The organism is Novosphingobium decolorationis (assembly GCF_018417475.1).
Classification (GTDB): domain Bacteria; phylum Pseudomonadota; class Alphaproteobacteria; order Sphingomonadales; family Sphingomonadaceae; genus Novosphingobium; species Novosphingobium decolorationis.
Map to the genome: position 1 here is coordinate 1,436,252 of NZ_CP054856.1, position 20,325 is coordinate 1,456,576.

The 20,325-nt window shown below is 66.7% G+C and carries 22 protein-coding genes; 10 read left to right on the forward strand and 12 right to left on the reverse strand.

The annotated features are described in order from the left end of the window. The first annotated feature begins 154 nt into the window (after window positions 1-154). The 4 genes from HT578_RS06455 to HT578_RS06470 all read left to right on the forward strand — a co-directional run bounded on the left by HT578_RS06455 (window position 155) and on the right by HT578_RS06470 (window position 5,020). A complete protein-coding gene (locus HT578_RS06455) occupies window positions 155-3,049 on the forward strand; it encodes a M16 family metallopeptidase (RefSeq protein ID WP_213502841.1) in 2,895 nt (964 codons plus the stop codon). A gap of 20 nt (window positions 3,050-3,069) precedes the next feature. Further along, window positions 3,070-3,369 carry a lipocalin/fatty acid-binding family protein gene (locus HT578_RS06460; protein ID WP_213502843.1) on the forward strand — a complete coding sequence of 100 codons (300 nt, stop codon included), beginning with the start codon at window positions 3,070-3,072 and terminating at the stop codon, window positions 3,367-3,369. A 181-nt stretch (window positions 3,370-3,550) separates the two neighbouring features. Further along, window positions 3,551-4,219 carry a hypothetical protein gene (locus HT578_RS06465; protein WP_213502845.1) on the forward strand — a complete coding sequence of 223 codons (669 nt, stop codon included), beginning with the start codon at window positions 3,551-3,553 and terminating at the stop codon, window positions 4,217-4,219. A 60-nt stretch (window positions 4,220-4,279) separates the two neighbouring features. Next, entirely contained in the window at window positions 4,280-5,020 is a 741-nt protein-coding gene (locus tag HT578_RS06470) for a hypothetical protein (RefSeq protein ID WP_213502847.1), read from the forward strand. 77 nt (window positions 5,021-5,097) lie between these two features. On the opposite strand, the gene gatB is transcribed toward HT578_RS06470, so the two are convergent. From gatB to rpsU, 7 genes are all read right to left on the reverse strand, one after another. After that, the gene (gatB, locus tag HT578_RS06475; RefSeq protein WP_239026530.1) at window positions 5,098-6,594 is read right to left on the reverse strand and encodes an Asp-tRNA(Asn)/Glu-tRNA(Gln) amidotransferase subunit GatB; all 1,497 of its coding nucleotides are present in this window, start codon (window positions 6,592-6,594) and stop codon (window positions 5,098-5,100) included. 6 nt (window positions 6,595-6,600) lie between these two features. Next, window positions 6,601-7,011 carry a hypothetical protein gene (locus tag HT578_RS06480; RefSeq protein ID WP_213502849.1) on the reverse strand — a complete coding sequence of 137 codons (411 nt, stop codon included), beginning with the start codon at window positions 7,009-7,011 and terminating at the stop codon, window positions 6,601-6,603. Further along, window positions 7,008-8,492, reverse strand: coding sequence for an Asp-tRNA(Asn)/Glu-tRNA(Gln) amidotransferase subunit GatA (gatA, locus tag HT578_RS06485; protein ID WP_213502851.1), 1,485 nt, complete (start codon window positions 8,490-8,492; stop codon window positions 7,008-7,010). Before gatA ends, HT578_RS06480 begins: the two co-directional genes overlap by 4 nt. Window positions 8,493-8,598: 106 nt before the next feature. Next, a complete protein-coding gene (gatC, locus tag HT578_RS06490) occupies window positions 8,599-8,901 on the reverse strand; it encodes an Asp-tRNA(Asn)/Glu-tRNA(Gln) amidotransferase subunit GatC (protein ID WP_039391407.1) in 303 nt (100 codons plus the stop codon). 318 nt (window positions 8,902-9,219) lie between these two features. Next, window positions 9,220-9,756 (reverse strand): FKBP-type peptidyl-prolyl cis-trans isomerase, encoded by a 537-nt coding sequence (locus HT578_RS06495; RefSeq protein WP_213502853.1) that lies wholly within the window; start codon window positions 9,754-9,756, stop codon window positions 9,220-9,222. 16 nt (window positions 9,757-9,772) lie between these two features. Then, entirely contained in the window at window positions 9,773-10,297 is a 525-nt protein-coding gene (locus HT578_RS06500; protein ID WP_213502855.1) for an FKBP-type peptidyl-prolyl cis-trans isomerase, read from the reverse strand. A gap of 233 nt (window positions 10,298-10,530) precedes the next feature. Further along, window positions 10,531-10,737 (reverse strand): 30S ribosomal protein S21, encoded by a 207-nt coding sequence (gene rpsU, locus HT578_RS06505; RefSeq protein WP_039391404.1) that lies wholly within the window; start codon window positions 10,735-10,737, stop codon window positions 10,531-10,533. 267 nt (window positions 10,738-11,004) lie between these two features. Here rpsU and crcB point away from each other — a divergent pair, with 267 nt between their 5' ends. From crcB to HT578_RS06535, 6 genes are read left to right on the forward strand one after another with little or no spacing between them, the layout of a single operon-like run. Then, window positions 11,005-11,409, forward strand: coding sequence for a fluoride efflux transporter CrcB (gene crcB / locus HT578_RS06510; RefSeq protein ID WP_039391402.1), 405 nt, complete (start codon window positions 11,005-11,007; stop codon window positions 11,407-11,409). A 3-nt stretch (window positions 11,410-11,412) separates the two neighbouring features. Further along, entirely contained in the window at window positions 11,413-12,678 is a 1,266-nt protein-coding gene (locus HT578_RS06515) for an RluA family pseudouridine synthase (protein WP_213502857.1), read from the forward strand. A 57-nt stretch (window positions 12,679-12,735) separates the two neighbouring features. Beyond that, window positions 12,736-13,386 carry an HAD-IA family hydrolase gene (locus tag HT578_RS06520; protein ID WP_039392433.1) on the forward strand — a complete coding sequence of 217 codons (651 nt, stop codon included), beginning with the start codon at window positions 12,736-12,738 and terminating at the stop codon, window positions 13,384-13,386. Next, on the forward strand, window positions 13,383-13,640 hold the full coding sequence (locus tag HT578_RS06525) for a hypothetical protein (RefSeq protein ID WP_213502859.1): 258 nt from the start codon (window positions 13,383-13,385) through the stop codon (window positions 13,638-13,640). The genes HT578_RS06520 and HT578_RS06525 overlap by 4 nt, the downstream gene beginning before the upstream one ends. 6 nt (window positions 13,641-13,646) lie before the next feature. After that, window positions 13,647-14,351, forward strand: coding sequence for an ATP12 family protein (locus tag HT578_RS06530; protein WP_213502861.1), 705 nt, complete (start codon window positions 13,647-13,649; stop codon window positions 14,349-14,351). Between the two features lie 31 nt (window positions 14,352-14,382). Further along, window positions 14,383-15,147, forward strand: coding sequence for an Nmad3 family putative nucleotide modification protein (locus tag HT578_RS06535; RefSeq protein WP_213502863.1), 765 nt, complete (start codon window positions 14,383-14,385; stop codon window positions 15,145-15,147). 219 nt (window positions 15,148-15,366) lie between these two features. Here HT578_RS06535 and HT578_RS06540 read toward each other — a convergent pair whose 3' ends face one another. The 5 genes from HT578_RS06540 to HT578_RS06560 form a co-directional block, all read right to left on the reverse strand. Further along, entirely contained in the window at window positions 15,367-15,948 is a 582-nt protein-coding gene (locus HT578_RS06540; RefSeq protein WP_213502865.1) for an outer membrane protein, read from the reverse strand. Window positions 15,949-16,634: 686 nt separating this feature from the next. Then, on the reverse strand, window positions 16,635-17,291 hold the full coding sequence (locus tag HT578_RS06545) for an ABC-type transport auxiliary lipoprotein family protein (RefSeq protein ID WP_239026531.1): 657 nt from the start codon (window positions 17,289-17,291) through the stop codon (window positions 16,635-16,637). Between the two features lie 19 nt (window positions 17,292-17,310). Further along, a complete protein-coding gene (locus HT578_RS06550) occupies window positions 17,311-18,249 on the reverse strand; it encodes an MlaD family protein (RefSeq protein WP_213502867.1) in 939 nt (312 codons plus the stop codon). 9 nt (window positions 18,250-18,258) lie between these two features. Then, entirely contained in the window at window positions 18,259-19,137 is an 879-nt protein-coding gene (locus HT578_RS06555) for an ABC transporter ATP-binding protein (protein ID WP_213502869.1), read from the reverse strand. After that, on the reverse strand, window positions 19,134-20,246 hold the full coding sequence (locus HT578_RS06560; protein WP_213502871.1) for an ABC transporter permease: 1,113 nt from the start codon (window positions 20,244-20,246) through the stop codon (window positions 19,134-19,136). Before HT578_RS06560 ends, HT578_RS06555 begins: the two co-directional genes overlap by 4 nt. Between the last annotated feature and the right edge of the window lie 79 nt (window positions 20,247-20,325).

Genomic DNA, 20,325 nt, shown 5'->3' on the forward strand with positions numbered 1-20,325 from the left:
CGTTCGTGTTCCCGTGCGCGAACGATTGCAGACCCGCCCCCGCCCGGCAAGCGCGTCCTTGCGCGCGCACCCGTGCAAAAGAGGATGAATTCGCGCCCTTTTTCCGCACCGTATTTCGATTGCGCGGCTCGGCAACTTTGCTAGCTTCGCGGCCATGCGTATCGGAACCCGTGCGAGCCTTGGAGCTCTTGCCGCCGCCCTTCTCGTCACCAGCCTCGCGCAGCAGCCGCTTGCGGCCCGCGACCGGAGCGAAGCCTCCGCGCCTGCCGCTACACCGGGCGCGGCCACCCCCGAAGAGCTCGTCGCCAAGGTCGACATCCCCTTCGAGAGCTTCCAGCTCGAAAACGGGCTGACCACTATCGTCCACACCGACCGCAAGGCCCCGATCGTGGGCGTCACGGCCTATTACAAGGTCGGCTCGAAGAACGAGCCGCGCGGGCGCACCGGCTTTGCCCACCTCTACGAGCACCTCTTCTTCGGCGGCTCGGCCAATGTGCCCAACTTCGACATTCCGCTCGAGGCGGCGGGCTCCACGCCCACCAACGGCTCGACCTGGTACGACCGCACCAACTACGTCGAGACCGTGCCGACCGGCGCGCTCGACCTTGCGCTCTTCATGGAGAGCGACCGCATGGGCTACCTGCTCCCGGCGGTCAGCCAGGAGAAGCTCGACCAGCAGCGCGGCGTCGTCCAGAACGAGAAGAGGCAGGGCGACAACCAGCCCTATGGGCTTGAAGACTATGTGATTTCCGAAGGCCTGCTGCCCGTCGGCCACCCCTACCGCCACAGCACCATCGGCTCGATGGCGGACCTGGATGCGGCCTCGCTGACCGACGTGCGCGCCTGGTTCACCGACCATTACGGCCCCAACAACGTCGTGCTCGTGCTTTCGGGCGACATCGACGCGAAGACCGCGCGGCCGATGGTCCAGAAGTGGTTCGGCGCAATCCCGCGCGGCCCCGCGATCCACCCGGTGACGGCGGGCGCGGTGACGCTGGAGAAGAGCGCCTCGCGCGACATCACCGACCAGGTGCCGGTCCTGCGCCTCACCCGCACCTGGACGGGCCCCGGCCTCAACGATCCCGACGCCCCCGCGCTCGAGATCGGCATGCACATCCTGGGCGGCCTTGCCTCCTCGCGCCTCGACAACGCGCTGGTGCGCGGACAGGAACTGGCGGTCGGCGTCACCGCCGGCGCGCAGACCTACGAGGCGATGAGCCAGCTTTCGATGGCGATGATGGTCAAGCCCGGCGTCGAGCGCGCCAAAGCCGAAGCCGCCTTCGATGCGGTCCTTGCCACGTACCTGAAGGAAGGGCCGAGCAAGGACGAGTTGAAGCGCGCGGTCGTCTCCACCCTCTCGAACGAGATCGGCGCGCTCGAACGCGTCGGCGGCTTTGCCGGCAAGGGCGCGACGCTCGCCGAGGGCATGGTCTATTCGGGCGATCCCGCCTTCTACAAGACACGCCTCGAAGCCATGGCCGCACTCACACCCGAAAAGGTGCGTGCCGTCCTTGCCAAGTGGCTCTCGCGCCCGGTCTTCAAGCTCGCCACCGTACCCGGTGAGCGCACGCTCGATGGCGGCGCGCTGGGCGGTTGGGGCGATGAGGACACGACCCCGGCTCCCGCTCCCGACGACAAGGCCCCCGCCCCCGAACTGGCCCCGGCGCCCGAACGCACCGCGCCCCCGCTCGGCACCATCGGCGATCTCGCCTTCCCCACGCTCGAACACGCCACGCTTTCGAACGGCGTGCCCGTCACCCTCGCGCGCCGCACCGCGGTCCCCAAGCTGCAGCTGACCATCGAGTTCGATGCGGGCACGTCTGCCGACGCGCTCGACACGCCCGGCACCCAGGCGCTCATGCTCGACATGCTCGATGAGGGCGCGAACGGCCTTGATGCGACCCAGCTGGCCGAAGCGCAGGAGCGCATCGGCGCGTCCATCCAGACCGGCGCCAGCACCGATGCCAGCGTGCTCAACCTCGTCGCGCTGAGCGACAACCTCGCCCCCTCGCTCGATCTCGCCGCCGGGATCCTGCTGCACCCGACCTTTGCCCCTGAGGACGTCGCGCGCCTCAAGGCAACCCGGCAGGCCGAACTGTCGCAGGCGCTCAGCTCCCCCAATTCGCTGGCCCAGCGCACCCTTGGCGCCGCGCTCTACGGCACCCACCCCTATGCCCAGCCCAGCGATGGCCTGGGGGACGCCGCTTCGCTCGCCGCACTGACGCCGCAGGACCTCAAGGCCGCGCACGCCAAGTGGCTGCGCCCGGATCTGGCCCGCATCACGGTGGTGGGCGATGTGACGATGGCCGAGCTGAAACCGCTCCTCGAACGCGCCTTTGGCGGCTGGACGGCGCCCGCGACCCCGGCGCCCGTCAAGCACCTCGACGCGGCCACCCCGCAGGCGCGCGCGCGCATCCTGCTGGTCGACCGGCCCAATTCGCCCCAGTCGGTGATCATGGCGGGCCGCGTCCTGCCCATGGACGGCACCGCGAAGAACGGCGAGGCGCTCGACCTCGCCAACGACGTGCTAGGCGGCGGCTTCCTCTCGCGCCTCAACGCCGACATCCGTGAGGACAAGGGCTGGAGCTACGGCGTCAACTCGGGAGTCACGAAGAACGAAGGCCCCCGCGCCCTGCTCGTGCGCGCGCCCGTCCAGGCCGACCGCACCGGCGATGCCATCGCCGCGATCCGCGCCGACATGGCCGCGCTTCCCGGCGAAAAGCCGGTCACAGCCGAAGAACTCCAGCGCGTCACCGAAGGCGCGATCCGGGGCCTTCCCAACCAGTTCGAGACCAACGCCGCGGTCGATGGCGCGATCCGCATGAACCAGCGCCTCGGTCGCCCCGAGGACTACTACGCGACGCTCGCGCAGACCTACCGGGGCATCGACGCCGCGGATATCGGCAAGGCCGCGCAGGCCTACCTGCAACCGGACGAACTGACCTTCGTTGTCGTCGGTGACCGTACCGTGGTCGAGCCGCAACTCGAAAGCCTGGGCCTGCCGATCGAGGTCATGCCCGCCCCGTCCACAGCCACGGACAGCGAATAAGCGATCAGGGAGAGAACACGATGTCGGTAGCCGGACGCTACGAATGCACCACGAAGACGCCGATGGGCACGCAGAAGGGCGTGCTCACCATCGTGCCCGAAGGCGACACCTTCACCGGCACGATCGCGGGCGACCTTGGCGCCATGGAGCTTGAGAACGGCACCATTTCGGGCACCACCATCGCCTGGAAGATGACGATGACCTCGCCGATGAAGATCGACCTCGACTGCAAGGCCAGCATCGAAGGCGACGACCTCACCGGCACGATCAAGGCCGGCTTCTTCGGCACGATGGAGCTGAAAGGCACCCGGATCGGCTGACGTTGCAATCAAGGGGGCAGCCAAGGCCACGACATGATCGGCATCCCGGACAGCCCCCGGGCATTTCTTTAGTTAACAGGCTAAAAATATTCTTGCGCGAATCCGTGCCAGGAAATAGTGATCTTGCGGGCAATCCGGGTGGAACAGGGAACACACCGGGCTCCCCGGGAGATACGTTACCTTGCCATCATCGCTATTCGGGAAGGCGTTGGCCGCCTTCCTTCTGGCCTCGCTGCCCCAGACCGGCGGCGATGAGGCCATGTCCGGGTCCACGCCGACGACAGAAGCGCCGCCCGCCTGCACGCTCCATGTCTGGCCCTCCTCGGGGCTGCGTTCCAGCTACCATGGGTGGTTCCACGGCGGGCTCGTGGATGGCGCCGTGGATGGCCGCAAGGGCTATCGGCAGTTGCCTGAGGAACCGCTCACCGCGAAACACCAAGCCGACCTGCTGCGGGAACTGCCTCTTGGCGATCTGATCGCGGCCGAGGGCACGCCCTACCTCGTGACCGTTCACGAGGAGGCCCTGCCCAGCCGGATCGTGCGCCAGGCCCGTACGCCCGTGCAGGCCGACGCGGGTGACTGCCACGCCGAGCTCTTCGTCGATGACATCTTCTTCCAGGAGGACATCGTCAACGGGCGTTTCATCAAGGCCCTGTTCCGCTTCCGCCGCTTCGATGGCGGGGCCATGACGCGCCAGTTCGGCACGTTCACGCAGGCCCGCCTGACCGCCTTTCCCGCTTCGGCACCCGGCGAGGAAGATGCCGCCCGCCGCGATCTCGACGCGACCTATGCCGCCACCGTGCGCGAATTCGCCGCCGCCCTGAACGCGCCTGCGCCCAAGCGGCGCTGATATATCCACGGGGTCCTTCCGCCCCGAAATTGCCTACCCACCCTACAATCTGGAGGTTCCATGAAGTCCTTTCGTCTTCTCGTGTGTGTGTGCCTCGCCAGCGCGTCCGCACCTGCCCTTGTCCACGCGCAGGACCTGACCGATGAGGCGGCCGCTGTGCCGTCCGAAGCCACGCCTGCCGCCGCTCCAGCGGCGCCGCACGAGGGCCTTCTTCCCAGCGTGGCCGCCGATGGCTGCGAACTGCATATCTGGCCCGCCGAACGGATGAACTCGGTGACAACCGGCCTCCTTGGCGGGGGCCTGCTCGATGCCGCGCTTCATTCCGGCAAGGACGCCAGCAACAAGTCGCTGCTCGCCAGCGCGCTCGACAGCCAGAGCCAGCTCGACGCGCTGCTCGCGCTGGACCTGCGCGAGGAACTGGCGCTTTCGGCGGGGACGACGTTCGTGGTCCACGACGAGCCGCTCGAACGCAAGACGATGAACAAGGTCAAGACCCGCCGCTCGGATTCGCAGGCCGCCTGCTATTCCGAACTCATCGTCGCGGACGTGTTCTACCAGAAGGCCGCGATCTACGGACGCTCGCTCAAGACCCTGTTCATGCTGCGCAAGTTCGACGCTGCGCAGAAGATCGCCTTTGAATACAAGGCCTGGGGCGGCAACGGCCTCAAGCTCTTCCCCCCCAAGGAAGGCGAGGACACGATCGCCGCGCTCGACGAACTGGTCGGCGTGTTCAAGGCCAACTTCAGCGAATACGCGAAGAACGAGCGCACGACGGCAGCCGCGCGCGTCGCTACCAAATAAGGGGCTAGCTCTGCTCCCATGAAAAAGCCCCGGCGGATCGCTCCGCCGGGGCTTTTCGTGTTCGTCGGGTCGAAAGATCAGCCGAGCTTGGCTTTCAGGATCTCGTTCACGACCTGCGGGTTGCCCTTGCCCTTCATGGCCTTCATCGTCTGGCCGACGAAGAAGCCGAAGAGCGCGACCTTGCCGCCCTTGTACTGTTCGACCTTGTCGGCGTTGGCGGCGAGGATCTTGTCGACCTCGGCCTCGATGGCGCCGGTGTCGGACTCCTGCTTGAGGCCTTCGCGCTCGACGATGGCTTCGGCTTCGTCGCCAGTATCGAGCATGATCTCGAGGACCTGCTTGGCGGCCGAGCCCGAGATCGTGCCCTTGGCGATGAGCGCCAGAAGATCGCCGCCCTTTTCAGGGGTTACGGGCGATTCCTCAAGGCTCGTGCCCAGCTTGTTGAGCGCGCCGAACAGTTCCGAGATCAGCCAGTTGGCGGCCTGCTTCGAGACCTCAGCGGGTGCCTTGCCCGAAGCCTTGGCGGTTTCGGCCAGCAGGCGCTCGAACCACCTGGCGGTGTCGACGTCGGCGGTCAGCACCTGTGCGTTGTAGGCCGAAAGACCCAGCTCGTTCTCGTAGCGCGCCTTCTTCGCATCGGGCAGCTCGGGCAGCGAGTTGCGGCAATCCTCGAGGAAGTCGTCTTCGAGGATCAGCGGCAAGAGGTCGGGATCGGGGAAGTAGCGGTAATCGTGCGCATCTTCCTTCGAACGCATCGAGCGGGTCGAGCCGGTGTTGGGATCGAACAGGCGCGTTTCCTGCACGATCTTGCCGCCCGCTTCGAGCACGTCGACCTGGCGCATCGCCTCGTGCTCGATCGCCTGCATGACGAAGCGCACCGAGTTCACGTTCTTGGTCTCGGTACGGGTGCCCAGTTCCTCGCCCGGCTTGCGCACCGAGACGTTGACGTCCGCGCGCATCGAGCCCTGGTCCATGTTGCCATCGCACGAGCCGACGTAGCGCAGGATCGTGCGCAGCTTCGAGAGGTAGGCCCCGGCCTCGGCGGGCGAGGTCATGTCCGGGCGGCTGACGATTTCCATCAGCGCCACGCCCACGCGGTTGAGGTCGACGTAGGACATCGTCGGGTGCTGATCGTGCATCAGCTTGCCTGCGTCCTGCTCGACGTGGATGCGCTCGATGCCGATGACCTTGTCTTCGGGGATCCCGGCCTTTTCGTCGGCCTCGATGACAAGCTGCCCCTCACCCACGATCGGGTGGTAGAGCTGGCTGATCTGGTAGCCCTGCGGAAGGTCGGCGTAGAAGTAGTTCTTGCGGTCGAAACGCGAGTACTTGTTGATCTGCGCGTTGATCGCCATGCCGGTGCGCACCGCCTGGCGGATGCACTCCTTGTTGGGCACGGGCAGCATGCCGGGCATCGCCGCGTCGATCAGCGCGACCTGCGTGTTGGGTTCAGCGCCGAATTCGGTCGCCGCGCCCGAGAACAGCTTGGCCTGCGAGGAGACCTGCGCATGGACTTCAAGGCCGATCACGACCTCCCACTCGCCCGTTGCGCCCTGAATACGATAGGTGCTCATATCAATTCACTTACTTTTCGATGGGAGAACGTACAACATGACAGCCATTGGGAAGGCATACGAAATATAAGGCGCCAGTGCGAGTGTGTAGGCCAGCGAAGGATGGCCAATCACAAGCGACAACAGATACCCTAAATATAAGTTCGTAAATGATGCCCCTATAAGACAACCGAATGCGCCGGAAAATTTCAAACCCTGGAAACACAGGAGGCTCAGATCCAGCAGAAAGGTCGAAAGTGCGATGGCTGCAATGCAGCCCCCAAGCACCACCGCTCCGCTCTCAAGAAGTAAAAACTTCTCGAAATTGAAGCCCACGACCGCCCCAATAATGACTAGCCACGAATTCAGTGAAGCACTGCGAACCATCGGGGACAGGCGCTCGAAAACACCTGCTCCAGACAGTTCGCTTGCACTCACCACCACTTCTCCGGCTTGGCCGTAAACTGTGCGCGCTGCTCGAGCGCGAGACCTGCGTTGAGGACGCCCTGTTCGTCGAACGCCTTGCCGATGATCTGGAGACCCAGCGGCAGACCGTCCTTCGAGAGCCCGGCGGGCACCGACATGGCCGGAAGACCCGCGAGGCTGGCGGGGACCGAGAACACGTCGTTGAGGTACATCGAGAGCGGATCGTCGACGTTCTCGCCCAGCGCGAAGGCCGGGGTCGGGGTCGTCGGGGCAAGGATCACGTCGCATTCCTCGAAGGCCTTCTGGAAGTCCTGCGAGATGAGCGTGCGCACCTTCTGGGCCTGCGTGTAGTAGGCATCGTAGAAGCCCGCCGAGAGCACGTAGGTGCCGATCAGGATGCGGCGCTTGACCTCGTCGCCGAAACCGGCGGCGCGGGTGGCGGCGTACATGTCCTGAAGGTTCGCGCCCTCGGGAAGGTCGCGCAGGCCATAGCGCACACCGTCATAACGCGCGAGGTTCGAGGACGCCTCGGCCGGTGCGATGATGTAATAGGTCGGCAGCGCGTACTTGGTGTGCGGCAGCGAGATGTCGATGACCTTCGCGCCCGCGTCCTTGAGCCAGGCCACGCCCTGGTCCCACAGCGCGACGATTTCGGCGTCCATCCCGTCCATGCGGTATTCGCGCGGGATGCCCACGGTCTTGCCCGAAAGGTCCGCCGAGAGGAGCTCCTCCCAGTTGGGCACGGGCATGTCGAGGCTGGTCGCGTCCTTGGGATCGAACCCGGCCATGGCTTCGAGCATGATCGCGCAGTCGCGCGTGTCCCGGGCCATCGGGCCCGCCTGGTCAAGCGAGCTGGCAAAGGCCACGACACCCCAGCGCGAGCAGCGCCCGTAGGTCGGCTTGATGCCGGTGGTGCCGGTGAAGGCGGCGGGCTGGCGGATCGAGCCGCCGGTGTCGGTGCCGGTCGCCGCCGGAGCAAGCCGGGCCGCCACGGCCGCCGAGGAACCACCCGAGGAACCGCCCGGCGCCAGCTGCGCGTTCGAGCCGGCCTTGCGCCAGGGCGAGATCACGTTGCCGAAGTAGCTGGTCTCGTTCGAGGAGCCCATCGCGAACTGGTCAAGGTTGAGCTTGCCCAGCATGCCCGCGCCCGCGTTCCACAGGTTCTGGGACACGGTCGATTCGTACTGCGGCTTGAAGCCCTCGAGGATGTGGCTGGCGGCCGTCGTTTGCACGTCGAAGGTCGCAAAGAGGTCCTTCATGCCGATGGGCACGCCGCCCATCTTGCCAAGGTCCTCGCCCTTCGCGCGCCTGGCGTCGGTGGCCATGGCGGCGTCGAGCGCCTTTTCGGGAGTGGGGACGATGAAGGCGTTCAGGGCCTCCTGCGCGGCCGCGACGTTGGCGTTGAACGCCTCGGCCACTTCCACGGCGGTGAAGTCACCGGCTTTCACGCCGTCGCGGATCTGCGCGACGCCAAGTTCTGTAAGATCGGTCATTGGTTCTCACCTGTCGCCCGGGCGCGGTTGCGCGCCGCAGGGCAGATAGCAAGCGGGCTTCCCGGCTGTGCGGGAAGGACGAAAGGGTGGGCGGATGCCCGCCAGGTCACTCGATGACCTTGGGCACGCCGAAGAAGCCGTGCTCGGCCACCGGCGCGTTGGCGAGGACTTCCGCGCGCTTGCCGCCGCCGGTCAGCGGATCGGCATCGACCACGTCCTCGCGCAGGCGCAGCGTGTTGGGGATCACCGCGGTCATCGGCTCGACATTCGAGGTGTCGACCTCGCCGAGTTGCTCGACCCAGTTGAGGATCCCGTTGAGCTCGGGCACCATCGCCTCCAGCTCACCCTCGGTCACCTTGATGCGGGCAAGGCTCGCGATCTTCGCAACGGTTGCGGTATCGACCGACATGACGTTCCTTTTCGAAGGTTGTTCTCTTCACGGCGGCGAACACGCGCCGCGCAGCAGGCCAAAGCCGCTAGCACCGGCGGGCCCGCGCTTCAAGCGGGAGACAGGCGGAGCCGGAACAGGGGACGCCAGAAGGACACAACCACATCAAGGGGCCATCACCCCTTGCCCCCAAGATGGGCGACCTCACCTTTCTCAGCCAGAGCGGCGCGACAAAGGTGAGCTGAACAGTTCGGGGAGCCCGAGGGCGATGGCCTTCGGAGCACCTTTTTTCCGATTGTTCGGCTTTTGTCACTTTCACCCGTAGGCGATGGAATGGCCTTACTTCTTCGGCTCTTCCCTGGCTTCCCCCTGCGCCGCCTCGATGCGCGCCCTGGCGGCGGCTTCCTGCTCGGCGCGGATCGCGGCCATCATCTCGCGGATTTCGTGCGGGGTCTTGTAGTCGATCAGCTCGACTTCGAAGATGAGCTTGGAATTGGGGGGGATCGGGCCGGACTGGCGCGCCCCGTAGCCCAGTTCGGGCGGGATGGTCAGGCGGTAGCGCCCGCCGCGCTTCATCTGCATGAGCCCTTGCGCAAAGCCGGGGACGACGCCGTTGAGGTCCATCGGCACGCGCTCGTTGGCATCGAACACGGTGCCATCGGTCAGCATGCCCTTGTAGTTGACGAGCACGAAGGAGCCGGCGGGCGGCGGATCGCCCTCGCCGTCCTTCAGTGTCTCGACGACGACTTGGGGTTCGGCTTCCTCGGGGGGAACCGGGGTGGTCGCGGCCTCCTGGGCCCGCACCGCCGCACCGCCGGCCGGAACGAACAAGACCGCCGCGGCCAGGGCGGCCACAGCGGTCGTGATGCTCTTCATCGCGGGAAGCTCCGACTTACTCGGAGGGAGCCTCAGGCGCGCCCGGAGCGCCGCCCTGCATCTGCTGCATCTGCATCATCTGCTGCATCATGCGCTGCTGCTGTTCGATTTCGGCCTTGCTGCGGAAGTCGAGCAGCTCGATCTCGAAGGTGAGGTCGGTGTTGGGTGCGATCTCGCCCTGGCCCTTGTCGCCGTAGGCCAGCTCGGAGGGGATATCGACGGTGTACTTGCCGCCCGCCTGCATCTTCTGCAGCGCGGTCGAGAAGCCGGGGATCACGCCGGTCAGTTCCATGGGAACCTGCTTGGCCTCGTCGAAGACCTTGCCGTCGGGAAGCGTGCCCTTGTAGTTGATGAGCACCATGTCCTCGGTCGTCGGCGAGGGGCCGTGGCCTTTGGTCAGGGTCTTGACGTGAACCTGCGCGGGCATCGCGGCATAGGCAACGCCAACGCCGGCCAGCGCGAGAGCAAGCGCGCCCACCCAGATCTTCGACAGGGAGCCCTTCTTGACGGGCTGGAGCGGGACGCGGGTGATCTCAGTCATCGTATCGTGTGGCCTCGTGACGAATGTGTGCCGCAGACTCGGCACATGTGCGCAGATAGCGCCCCCAAGCCTCTGCGCAAAGCCACCTTTTTGAGGGGTTGCCAGATGCACCAAGGGCGCGAACCGGTTACGGTCGCGCCCTCATGGCTCAAGCGGCCCCGGCATTCAAGTCCAAGGCCTGTATCGAGGTGCCCGAACGCGCACCCGATGGTGCACGTTCGGCAAACGCCGTCTTACTTGACGCCGTCACGCTCCATGCGCTTGCGCTCCAGCTTGCGGGCGCGACGCACGGCAGCGGCCTTTTCGCGGGCGCGCTTTTCCGACGGCTTCTCGAAGTGGCGACGCAGCTTCATTTCGCGGTAGACGCCTTCACGCTGCAGCTTCTTCTTGAGCGCACGAAGGGCCTGGTCAACATTGTTGTCGCGAACCATGATCTGCATAAAACTACCACACCTCAAAAATACGAACGAAGCCCGCCCCACACCTCCTACATGGCGAGACGAACCGCGAATCAAATGGAACCAAAAGCGCCGAATCCCGCTAAAGGTCCGACTGGGTTGGTGGCGCCAATATCAAAGTGACGCGCCCAAGACAACCCAAAGACTCCCCAAAACGCCCGAAACCGCCAATAACGGCGCTTTACCCGCCCCCGAAGCGGGGCAAGCAGCGATTGGAAATTGCGCGAATCGCGGGTAAGGCGGGCCTCTATGCCCCAACCATCCTTCCTTGCCGCCTCGCTTTACGTGGCGCTGGGCGGCGGAACCGGCGCCTGGCTGCGGTTTCTCGTCGGCCGCGCCTGGACTGCCGCGCTCGGCCCCGCGCGCGCGGGAGTCTTTCCCTACGGCACGCTCACCGTGAATGTGCTGGGCTCGCTCTTCATGGGACTCCTCATCGGCGCACTTGCACGCTATGGGAGCCACGGCGAAGGCACCCGGCTGTTCATCGCAGTCGGCCTGCTCGGGGGGTTCACCACTTTCTCCTCGTTCAGCCTCGACTTCATCACCATTCTCGAGCGCGGGCAACCTGGCCTTGCCGCGCTCTATGTCGGCGCCTCGCTGCTTGCAGGGTTCGCCGGATTGTTTCTGGGCCTCCTTATCATGCGGAGCATCTAATTCATGGCCGGTAACGACGACATCGTCCGCCAGTTCACCGTCGGCCACGACGACGAGGGCGTACGCCTCGACCGCTGGTTCAAGCGCCACCTGCCCAAGGTCGGCTTCGCGATGGTCTCGCGCTGGGCGCGCACCGGCCAGATCCGCGTCGACGGCAAGCGCGCGGACGTGGACACGCGCCTCACCGCAGGCCAGGTCCTGCGCGTACCGCCCGGCGGCGAGGCCCGGCCCGGCGGCCAGGCGCCCCGCCCCAAGCGCGAGCTGACCGAAGAGGAACTCGAACTCGCCGACCAGATGGTGCTGACGCAGGACCGCGCCGCCATCGTCCTCAACAAGCCGCCGGGCCTTGCCACGCAGGGCGGCTCGGGCATGAAGCAGCACGTCGACGGCCTGCTCGACGCCTATGCCCCCGACGGCCCTCGCCCGCGTCTTGTCCACCGCCTCGACAAGGACACCTCGGGCGTCCTGCTCATCGCGCGCACGCCGGGCAGCGCCGCCTACTTTTCCAAGCGCTTTTCGGGGCGCTCGGCGCAGAAGATCTACTGGGCGCTCGTCATGGGCGTGCCCAACATCGATGATGGCATGATCGAACTGCCGCTCGCCAAGCAGCCGGGCACCGGCGGCGAGAAGATGCACGTCGATGAGGAAAACGGCCAGAGCGCGCGCACCCGCTTCCGCGTGCTTGACCGCGCGGGCAACCGCGCCGCCTGGGTCGAACTGCACCCGCTCACGGGCCGCACCCACCAGCTGCGCGTCCACATGGCCGCGATCGGCCACCCGATCGTGGGCGATGGCAAGTACGGCGGGCAGGACGCGTTCCTGTCGGGCACGATCAGCCGCAAGATGCACCTGCACGCACGCCGCCTCATCATCGAGCACCCCGACGGCGCTCCGCTCGACGTCACCGCACCGCTGCCCGAGCACTTTGCCAATTCCATGGAGAACCTGGGCTTCGACGAGGCCGACGGCGCCGAGCTGCCCCCCGGCCCCGCCCCCATCACCAAGGAAGATGAGAAGCGCGCCGCCAAGCAGCACTCCAAGCAGATCCGCAAGGAGCGCCGGGGTGAGCGCCGCACGCGCACGACCGGCCGTTCGGAGGAAGGCGGCCGGGGCCCGCGCGCCGGTGGCGGCAAGGGAAAGACGCCGGGCAAGGGCCTGCACAAGGGCCCTCCGGGCACCCGCGTGCCCAAGAAGTCCGGCCCCAAGAAGTCCGGCCCCAAGAAGGGCAAGGGCAGCCCCGTGCCCAAGGGCAAGGCGCCCAAGCGCTAAGGCCCAGGTTCTGAGCCCAAGTGCCAAGGCCCAAGTCCTAAGGAAGGAAACGCGCTGATGAAACTGGCGGTCTTCGATTGCGATGGCACCCTGATCGACGGGCAGGCCGCGATCTGCGAGGCTATGGAGGCCACCTTCGCCGCGCATGATCTGACAGCGCCGCCGCGCGCCACGATCCGCCGCGCGGTCGGCCTCTCGCTGCCCCAGGCGATGCGCGCGCTGCTCCCCGAAAGCGACGGCGAGCAGCAGCACGCCATGGCCGAGACCTACAAGCAGGCGTTCCGCCAGGCCCGCACCGAGGGCCGCGTCTCGCAACCGCTCTTCGAGGGCATCCGCGAGACGCTCGAAGCGCTCAAGGCGGCGGGCTGGACGCTGGCGGTGGCCACCGGCATGTCCGACCGCGGCCTTGCCCATTGCCTTGCCAACAACGGCATCGCCGAGCTCTTCGTCAGCCTCCAGACCGCCGACCGCCACCCCTCCAAGCCGCACCCCGCGATGCTGGAAGAGGCCATGTTCGAGGCGGGCGCCAACGCCGAGCAGACCGTGATGATCGGCGACACCGCCTACGACATGGAGATGGCGAAAGCCGCCTGGGTGCGCGGCGTGGGGGTCGACTGGGGCTACCACCATCCCGAGGAGCTGATGAAGGCGGGCGCGGAATTCGTCGCCGAAACGCCTGACCAGCTGCGCGCGCACCTGCTGGCATGAGCGCGCCCCCGCCCGCCCCCTCCGGCGCGCCCGATCCCGCCGCCAGGCGCTTCTTCATCATCCAGGCCGTGCGCCTCCTGGGTGTCGCCTGCGTGGTCGTGGGCATCCTCATCGCCAAGGGCGGGCTCTTTGCCCCCGCCCCTCCGGCGCTGGGCTATGTCCTTGTCGCCAATGGCCTTGTCGACCTCTTCCTCATCCCCGCCCTCCTCGCCCGCAAGTGGCGCAGCCGACCGGGCGACCAACCAGAGAGCTGAAGTTTCGTGAAACGTTTCTACAAGGAAGTGACCGCCACCCCGCTCGAGGACGGCTCGGGCTGGTGCGTGCGCCTCGATGGCCGCGCGATCAAGACGGCCGGCGGCCGCCCGCAGGTCGTGCCCAGCCAGGCGCTGGCCGAGGTGCTCGCCGCCGAGTGGGCCGCGCAAGGCGAAGAGATCGACACCGCCCGCTTCGTCACGCGCGACCTTGTCGACTTCGCGCTCGACGCCGTGGCGCCCCAGCGCGAGACCGTGCTCACCGAGCTGCTGCCCTACGCCGAGACCGACACGCTGTGCTACCGGGCCGATCCCGACGAGGCGCTCTACAAGCGCCAGCTCGCGGTGTGGGAGCCGATCCTCACCGCCACCGAAGAGCGCCTGGGCGTGCGCTTTGCGCGTATTTCCGGGATCATGCACCGTGCCCACCCGGAGGAAACCCTCAGCCGGATCGCCGAGGAACTGGCGCGCCACGATGCCTTCACCCTCGCCGCGCTCAAGATGATGGCAAGCCTGGCGGCTTCGCTCATCATCGCGCTCGCCGCGCTGGAGGAAGAGGCCGATGCCGCCGCGCTGTGGCAGGCGGCAAACCTCGAAGAAGACTGGCAGGTGGAACTGTGGGGCGAGGACGCCGAGGCGGCCGAGAACCGCGCCGCGCGCCTTGCCGCCTTCGAACTCGCCATGCGCGTCGCCAAGCTCGCAAGGGCGCACTGATCGCGGGGCCTTGCTCCCCTGCCCGGCGCGCATGAAGATCGTCTTCAGCCGCAAGGGCTTCGACACCACGGCGGGCGGGGTTCCCTCGCCCATCGTGGACGGCGCGCCTGTCTCGCTCCCGATCCCGACGCCGGGCCGCTCGGTCACGACCTATGCGCAGCGGGGCCTGGGCCATCTGGTCGAAGAGGTAACGCGCGGGCGCCTGGCCGCCGATGCGCTGTGCCATGACGACCCGATGTTCGGCCGCTCCCCGCAGGGTGAGGCGCTGTGCTGGTTCGGGCAGTTCGGGGCCGCGCAAGGGCATCTGGCGAAGCACGGCGTCGGGGTGGGCGACCATTTCCTCTTCTTCGGCCTCTTCGCCGACCCGGAGACGGGCGAGCGCCACCACCGCATTTTTGCCCATATGCAGGTGCGCATGACAGGCAGCCCTCAGGAGCTGCGCGCCCGGCCCGACTGGCCCGAACCACCGCTCCCCCACCCCCATGAGATCGGGGAATGGAGCGCCAATAACAGCTTGTGGATCGGCCCCGGCACCTGCGCGAAGACCGCCGACCCGGCGCTGCGCCTGACCGCGTCAGGCGGCCCGCTCAACTTGTGGGACGTGCCGCCCTGGCTCAGACGCCGCGGGCTGACCTACCACGAACGCCCCGAGCGCTGGAAACGGGCCAGCGCCCGCCACGGCCCCCGCCTCGATTCCGCAAGGCGCGGGCAGGAATTCATCTGCGACATCGGCCGCGCCGAGGCCCCGCGCGCGTGGCTGGCCGAGATCGTGGCGCGGATTGAGGGCAACGGGTGAATGAAGGCAGAACCCTTCAAGGGGCCATCGCCTCTTGACCCCAGAACCGGCAACCTCGCCTTCCTCAGCCAAGGCAGCGCGAGCACCCAAAACTCGACATGTTGGGGAGCCCGAGGGCGATGGCCCTCGGATTCCATACCTTTTCTTCCCCTTCACCCATGAAAAAAGCCCGCCCCGGCATAACCGGAGCGGGCCCTCTTCTTGAGCCTGTAAGAAGGATCAGAACTTGGTGCCGACAGCCAGCACGCCCTGGTGGCGGCTGAAGTCCGAACCGTAGTTCGAGTAGCGGTATTCCGCCTTGATGAAGAGATTGCTGGTCACGTCGTACTCGTAGCCCGCGCCAACGCGGAAGCCGTTGAGCGTGTCGTGTGCGCCGAGGTCGCTGAAGCCGGCAAGGTTCTGGTCGAGCGTGTCGCTCTTGTAGCTCACGCCGACGCGGGTGTTGGTGTAGCCACCCAGCACGTAAAGCTTGTTGCGCGCGCCGATGTTGGTGCCGAGGCGAACGACGGCTGCGAGGTCACGACGCGCTTCGAGGCAGGCGCGGTCGCCGGCTTCGAGGACATCATGCGCGCAGTCGCGGGCCGAGCTGTCGCCGTAGCTTCCCTGCACACCGACGAAAAGGTTGTTGGAGAGCTGGTAGTCGTAACCTGCCGAAACACCATACTGAACGCCCGCCTCGGAATCGCCGTCGTGCTGCGCCACGTCGAGACCACCTTCGATCTGCACGAACGCCTGGGCGTTGGCAGCAGCGGGGAGGGCGAACAGTGCAGCACTGGCGGCGAGAAGAGCAATCTTCTTCATTGTAAACTCCTGAAAACCTGCCCTTATCTGGTCACGTGGCCAGCGGGCCGCCGCCACATACGCCCCGCAGCCCGCGGTGCAATGCCCAGCCCCTGTTTCCGCCCGGTCACCCCCGGGAACTGTGTCCTTGGGATCACACCCCGGCATGTGGACACATGTGCGCAGAGCCCAGCTTTCCGCCAGAAATGCCGCGCGCGCCGATTTCGCTCCGAGCGGCTGTAATTTTTTTGTCATGCAGGGTCTTTAATTCGCAGAATGAACTCCTATGTTTTTGATATTGCAGAACTTGCTGTTTACAATTCTGCAACACGGCGAATCAGCCACCCTCCTCCCACATCGACGGTTCTACGTGATTCGGGTCCATCTCGTCCGCTTGCAGCGCCTGCATGTGCGTACGCAAACTGACGATTGGGAAACAATCCAGACACGCAGGACGGGCCGCGGAGCCTCAGGCGAAAGAAGGAAGGGTCCTTTTCCAAGGGGCCATCGCCCCTTGACCCCAAACCGGGCGACCTCACCTTCCTCAGCCAACGCGGCGTGAGAGCATTGAGCTCGACTGGTCCGGGAGCCCGAGGGCGATGGCCCTCGGAACATCCCCCTTCCCGAGCTCCCAAACGAGAGGGGCCCCGCTCCTATCGAAGCGAGGCCCCTGCCCTATCCTGTACGAAGGATCGTCGCGGCGGCGATCAGCCGCCCTTGACCCAGGCAGCGACCTCGCTCGCCACCTGGTTGGCGGCCTGGTTGAGCGCGGGGCCCACCGCGGCAGCCTCGGCCGCGACACCCGGTACGACCGCCTCGAAGCGGCGGCGCTCCAGTTCCTCGTTGCCGCGCTGCCAGCGCACGGCGTCATAGCGCACGATCACCGAACTGGTCTGCGCGTCATAGCCCATGTCCCGCAGACGCCCGCCGATGAAGGTCTTGCCCTTCACCTCGTAGTCCGCGCCTTCCAGCACCATCTGGTCGGTATCCGCGCGGATCGTTTCGGCCAGAAGCGCGCGGAACAGGCGCGTGGGCTTCTCGATCCAGCCCGCGCCCTTGAGGTAGGCGATATTCGCCGGGTCGATGCGCACGGGCACGCGCAGCGCTTCCAGGCTGCGCTCGGTCTCGGGCTCGAGCACGACGATCGCATCGGAGAGCTTGCCGCGCGCGACCGAGCCTGCAGGCGCGGTGTGATCGGGGGTCAGGCGGATCAGGGTATCGGGCACCTCGGGCGCAAAGCTGACGCAGCCCGCGAGCGCCAGGCTCGCCGCAGCCGCAGCCGCAGCCGCGCCGAGCCGCCCGCGCCCGAAGGCCAGGGCGCGTGCGGGGGAGGACATCCAGAACAGGCTTTTCATCGTCATCATCGTTTCGTCCTTGCCCGGCTCAGGGCTTGTAGTCGGGCAGCTTCTGGCCCTTGAGCAGGGCACCGGCCCCCTGTTCCTCGATCGTCTCGGTCACGTTGCGCAGCGCCCGGCTGGTCGCGCGAAGGTCGCGGATCGCGGATTCGGCGGCGGGCAGCGTGCTCTGCGAGACCTGGTCCAGCGCGGGCTGCGCGTGGGCCATCGTCTGGTTCAGCTGGTCCATCGATTCCTGCGCCGACTTCAGGGTCTTGCGCATCTGCTCGGCAAGCGAGGTCCCCTTCGAGCCGAGCAGGTCGTCGGTCTTGTTCGCCACGCCCTCGAAAGCGGCCAGCGTCTTGGTCGCCTGGTCGAGCGTGCCCTGCAGTTCGGCCATCGCGCCGCGCATCTGCGGGGTTGCCTGCGAAAGGTCGCGGGTCATCTTCTCGGTGTTGGCGAGAATGCCCGTGATCGAGCGGCGGTTGTCGGCCGACATCAGCTGGTTGAGGTTCTCGGTCAGCGTCGCGAGGCGTTCCATCAGCAGCGGCGCGTTGGCCAGCACTTCGGAGAAGCCGCCGCGCTTGGTCGGGATCACCGGCACGCCTTCGGGGCCGGGTTCCTCCAGCAGCGGAGCGCCCTTGACCGCGCCTTCGAGCTGGATGTCCGAGACGCCCGTGAAGCTGCCCTGAATCGTCGCGGTGGTGCCCACCGTGATCGGCACGCGCTCGTTCACCTTGACGCGCACGCGCACGAAGCTGGGGTCCTTGGGCCACAGCTCGATCTGCGAGATCTGGCCCACCGGCACGCCCGAGAAGTTCACTTCCGAGCCCAGCGCCAGGCCGTCCACCGACTGGGTGAAGAAGATGTCGTACTGCTGCTGGTTGCCTTCGTTGAGGCGCGCCAGCCAGACGACGAAGCCCGCCGCGAGCGCCAGCAGGATGAGGGTGACGGCCCCGACCCAGACGTGATTGGCTTTGGTTTCCATGGTTGTGCCTTATGCCCCCGCTTCTCGGGTTGTGTCACTCCCGCCCGCGTCCGCGCCATCGGGCGCGTCCTCCACGGCGGCGTCGATCCGGGGGTCCTCCTTGCCTGCAAGCGCAGCGCGCCCGCGCGGGCCGTTGAAATATTCCTGGATCCAGGGATGGTCGAGCGCGAGGAGCTCGGGGATCGTGCCCACCGCGATCACTTTCTTGTCCGCCAGCACCGCCACCCGGTCGCAGATCGCATAGAGGGTGTCGAGATCGTGGGTGATGAGAAAGACGGTAAGCCCGAGCGTTTCCTTGAGCTCGCGCGTGAGATTGTCGAACGCGGCCGCGCCGATGGGGTCGAGCCCCGCGGTCGGCTCGTCGAGAAAGAGCAGTTCAGGATCGAGCGCCAAGGCGCGGGCAAGCCCGGCGCGCTTCTTCATGCCGCCCGAAAGCTCGCTCGGGAACTTGAACGCGGCCTCGTCGGGAAGGCCCGACAGGCGCACCTTGAAGCGCGCGATTTCCTGGCGCAGGTGATCGGAAATCTCGGGGTAGAACTGCTTGAGCGGCACTTCCACGTTCTCGCCCACGGTGAGCGTGGAGAACAGCGCGCCGCCCTGGAACAGCACGCCCCAGCGCGAGCGGATGTCGATGTCGTCCTCGACGCCGCCTGTCATCATGTCGTGGCCCAGCACCTCGACCTCGCCGGAAGACGGCTGCTGCAGGCCGATGATCGAGCGCATCAGCACCGACTTGCCAGTGCCCGAGCCGCCGACGACGCCCAGGACCTCGCCGCGGCGGACCTTGAGCTCCAGCTCCTCGTGGATGACGTGCTCGCCAAAGGCGTTGGTGAGGCCGCGCACCTTGATCGGGTAGTCGCCCGAATAATCGTCGGTAAGGTCGGTCATTTCCAGCCGATCTCCGTGAAGAACACGGCGAAGAAGGCGTCGAGCACGATCACGGTGAAGATCGCGGTGACCACGGCCTGCGTGGTGCGCGTGCCCACTTCTTCCGCGTTGCCCGAGACGCGCATGCCCTGATAGCAGCCCGCGAGCGCCACGATCAGCGCGAAGACCGGGGCCTTGATGAAGCCGATCCACACGTCGGTCAGCGGCACCACTTCCTGGGTGCGGCGCAGGAACGCGAAGAAGGGAATGTCGAGCGCGAAGTTCGAGATGAACGCGCCCCCGATGATCGAGCAGATCGCGGCGTAGAAGCCCAGGAGCGGCATCATGATCATCGCGGCGAGCACGCGCGGCAGGACCAGCGCCTCCATCGGCGAGACGCCGATGGTGCGCATCGCGTCCACTTCCTCGGTCAGCTTCATCGTGCCGATCTGCGCGGCGAAGGCCGAGCCCGAGCGGCCCGCGACCATGATCGCGGTCATCAGCACGCCAAGCTCGCGCATGGACAGGCGGCCCGTCAGGTTGATGGTGTAGAATTCCGCGCCGAACTGGGCGAGCTGCACCGCGCCCTGCTGGGCAATGACGATGCCGATGAGAAAGCTCATCAGGCCCACGATCCACAGCGCGTTGACGCCCACGTGCTGCATGTGGTGGACCAGCGCCTTGCCGCGAAAGCGCGAGGGGTGCGCGATGGTGGTCCCAAAGGCGCAGATCAGTTCGCCCAGGAACCCGACCGTCTGGCCAAAGCCCCGGCCCCAGCCGCTGACGAGGATGCCCAGCTCGCCCACGCTGCGCCGCACGAAGGGCAGGCGCTCGGGCCGGGCATCGGCACCGTCGACATCGCCGATGGCCGCAAAGAGGCGCTTGGCGCGCTCGCTCGCGCCGGTGATCTCGATCCCGCGCTCGTGCGCGAAGTCGAGCGCGATCCAGGCGCCGGTGGTGTCGATGTCGGTCAGGCCCGAGATGTCGAGGCGCGAATAGGTGCCGTCGAGCTCCTTCAGGCGCTTTTCCAGATCGCCGATGGCGTGGACGCGCAACGAACCGCTCAACGCCAGTACCGGCGCCTTGCCCCCGTCGCTCTCCGACACCGTGAAATCAGACCATTGTCGCATGTTATCTCGTGTGCGCCCGTAATGGGGAAGAACACCCTCCCCGGCAAGTGGTTCCCGGTCTGCGACGGAATGCGCCGCC

What these genes read in the sequence shown, in the direction of transcription:
- HT578_RS06515 (WP_213502857.1), top strand. Translation starts at nt 11,413, where the DNA reads ATGGCCGGTAACGACGACATCGTCCGCCAGTTCACCGTCGGCCACGAC.
- rpsU (WP_039391404.1), bottom strand. Translation starts at nt 10,737, where the DNA reads ATGCAGATCATGGTTCGCGACAACAATGTTGACCAGGCCCTTCGTGCG.
- crcB (WP_039391402.1), top strand. Translation starts at nt 11,005, where the DNA reads ATGCCCCAACCATCCTTCCTTGCCGCCTCGCTTTACGTGGCGCTGGGC.
- HT578_RS06520 (WP_039392433.1), top strand. Translation starts at nt 12,736, where the DNA reads ATGAAACTGGCGGTCTTCGATTGCGATGGCACCCTGATCGACGGGCAG.
- HT578_RS06535 (WP_213502863.1), top strand. Translation starts at nt 14,383, where the DNA reads ATGAAGATCGTCTTCAGCCGCAAGGGCTTCGACACCACGGCGGGCGGG.
- gatB (WP_239026530.1), bottom strand. Translation starts at nt 6,594, where the DNA reads ATGAGCACCTATCGTATTCAGGGCGCAACGGGCGAGTGGGAGGTCGTG.
- HT578_RS06500 (WP_213502855.1), bottom strand. Translation starts at nt 10,297, where the DNA reads ATGACTGAGATCACCCGCGTCCCGCTCCAGCCCGTCAAGAAGGGCTCC.
- HT578_RS06525 (WP_213502859.1), top strand. Translation starts at nt 13,383, where the DNA reads ATGAGCGCGCCCCCGCCCGCCCCCTCCGGCGCGCCCGATCCCGCCGCC.
- HT578_RS06555 (WP_213502869.1), bottom strand. Translation starts at nt 19,137, where the DNA reads ATGACCGACCTTACCGACGATTATTCGGGCGACTACCCGATCAAGGTG.
- HT578_RS06540 (WP_213502865.1), bottom strand. Translation starts at nt 15,948, where the DNA reads ATGAAGAAGATTGCTCTTCTCGCCGCCAGTGCTGCACTGTTCGCCCTC.
- gatA (WP_213502851.1), bottom strand. Translation starts at nt 8,492, where the DNA reads ATGACCGATCTTACAGAACTTGGCGTCGCGCAGATCCGCGACGGCGTG.
- HT578_RS06460 (WP_213502843.1), top strand. Translation starts at nt 3,070, where the DNA reads ATGTCGGTAGCCGGACGCTACGAATGCACCACGAAGACGCCGATGGGC.
- HT578_RS06495 (WP_213502853.1), bottom strand. Translation starts at nt 9,756, where the DNA reads ATGAAGAGCATCACGACCGCTGTGGCCGCCCTGGCCGCGGCGGTCTTG.
- HT578_RS06550 (WP_213502867.1), bottom strand. Translation starts at nt 18,249, where the DNA reads ATGGAAACCAAAGCCAATCACGTCTGGGTCGGGGCCGTCACCCTCATC.
- HT578_RS06455 (WP_213502841.1), top strand. Translation starts at nt 155, where the DNA reads ATGCGTATCGGAACCCGTGCGAGCCTTGGAGCTCTTGCCGCCGCCCTT.
- HT578_RS06560 (WP_213502871.1), bottom strand. Translation starts at nt 20,246, where the DNA reads ATGCGACAATGGTCTGATTTCACGGTGTCGGAGAGCGACGGGGGCAAG.
- HT578_RS06545 (WP_239026531.1), bottom strand. Translation starts at nt 17,291, where the DNA reads ATGATGACGATGAAAAGCCTGTTCTGGATGTCCTCCCCCGCACGCGCC.
- gatC (WP_039391407.1), bottom strand. Translation starts at nt 8,901, where the DNA reads ATGTCGGTCGATACCGCAACCGTTGCGAAGATCGCGAGCCTTGCCCGC.
- HT578_RS06470 (WP_213502847.1), top strand. Translation starts at nt 4,280, where the DNA reads ATGAAGTCCTTTCGTCTTCTCGTGTGTGTGTGCCTCGCCAGCGCGTCC.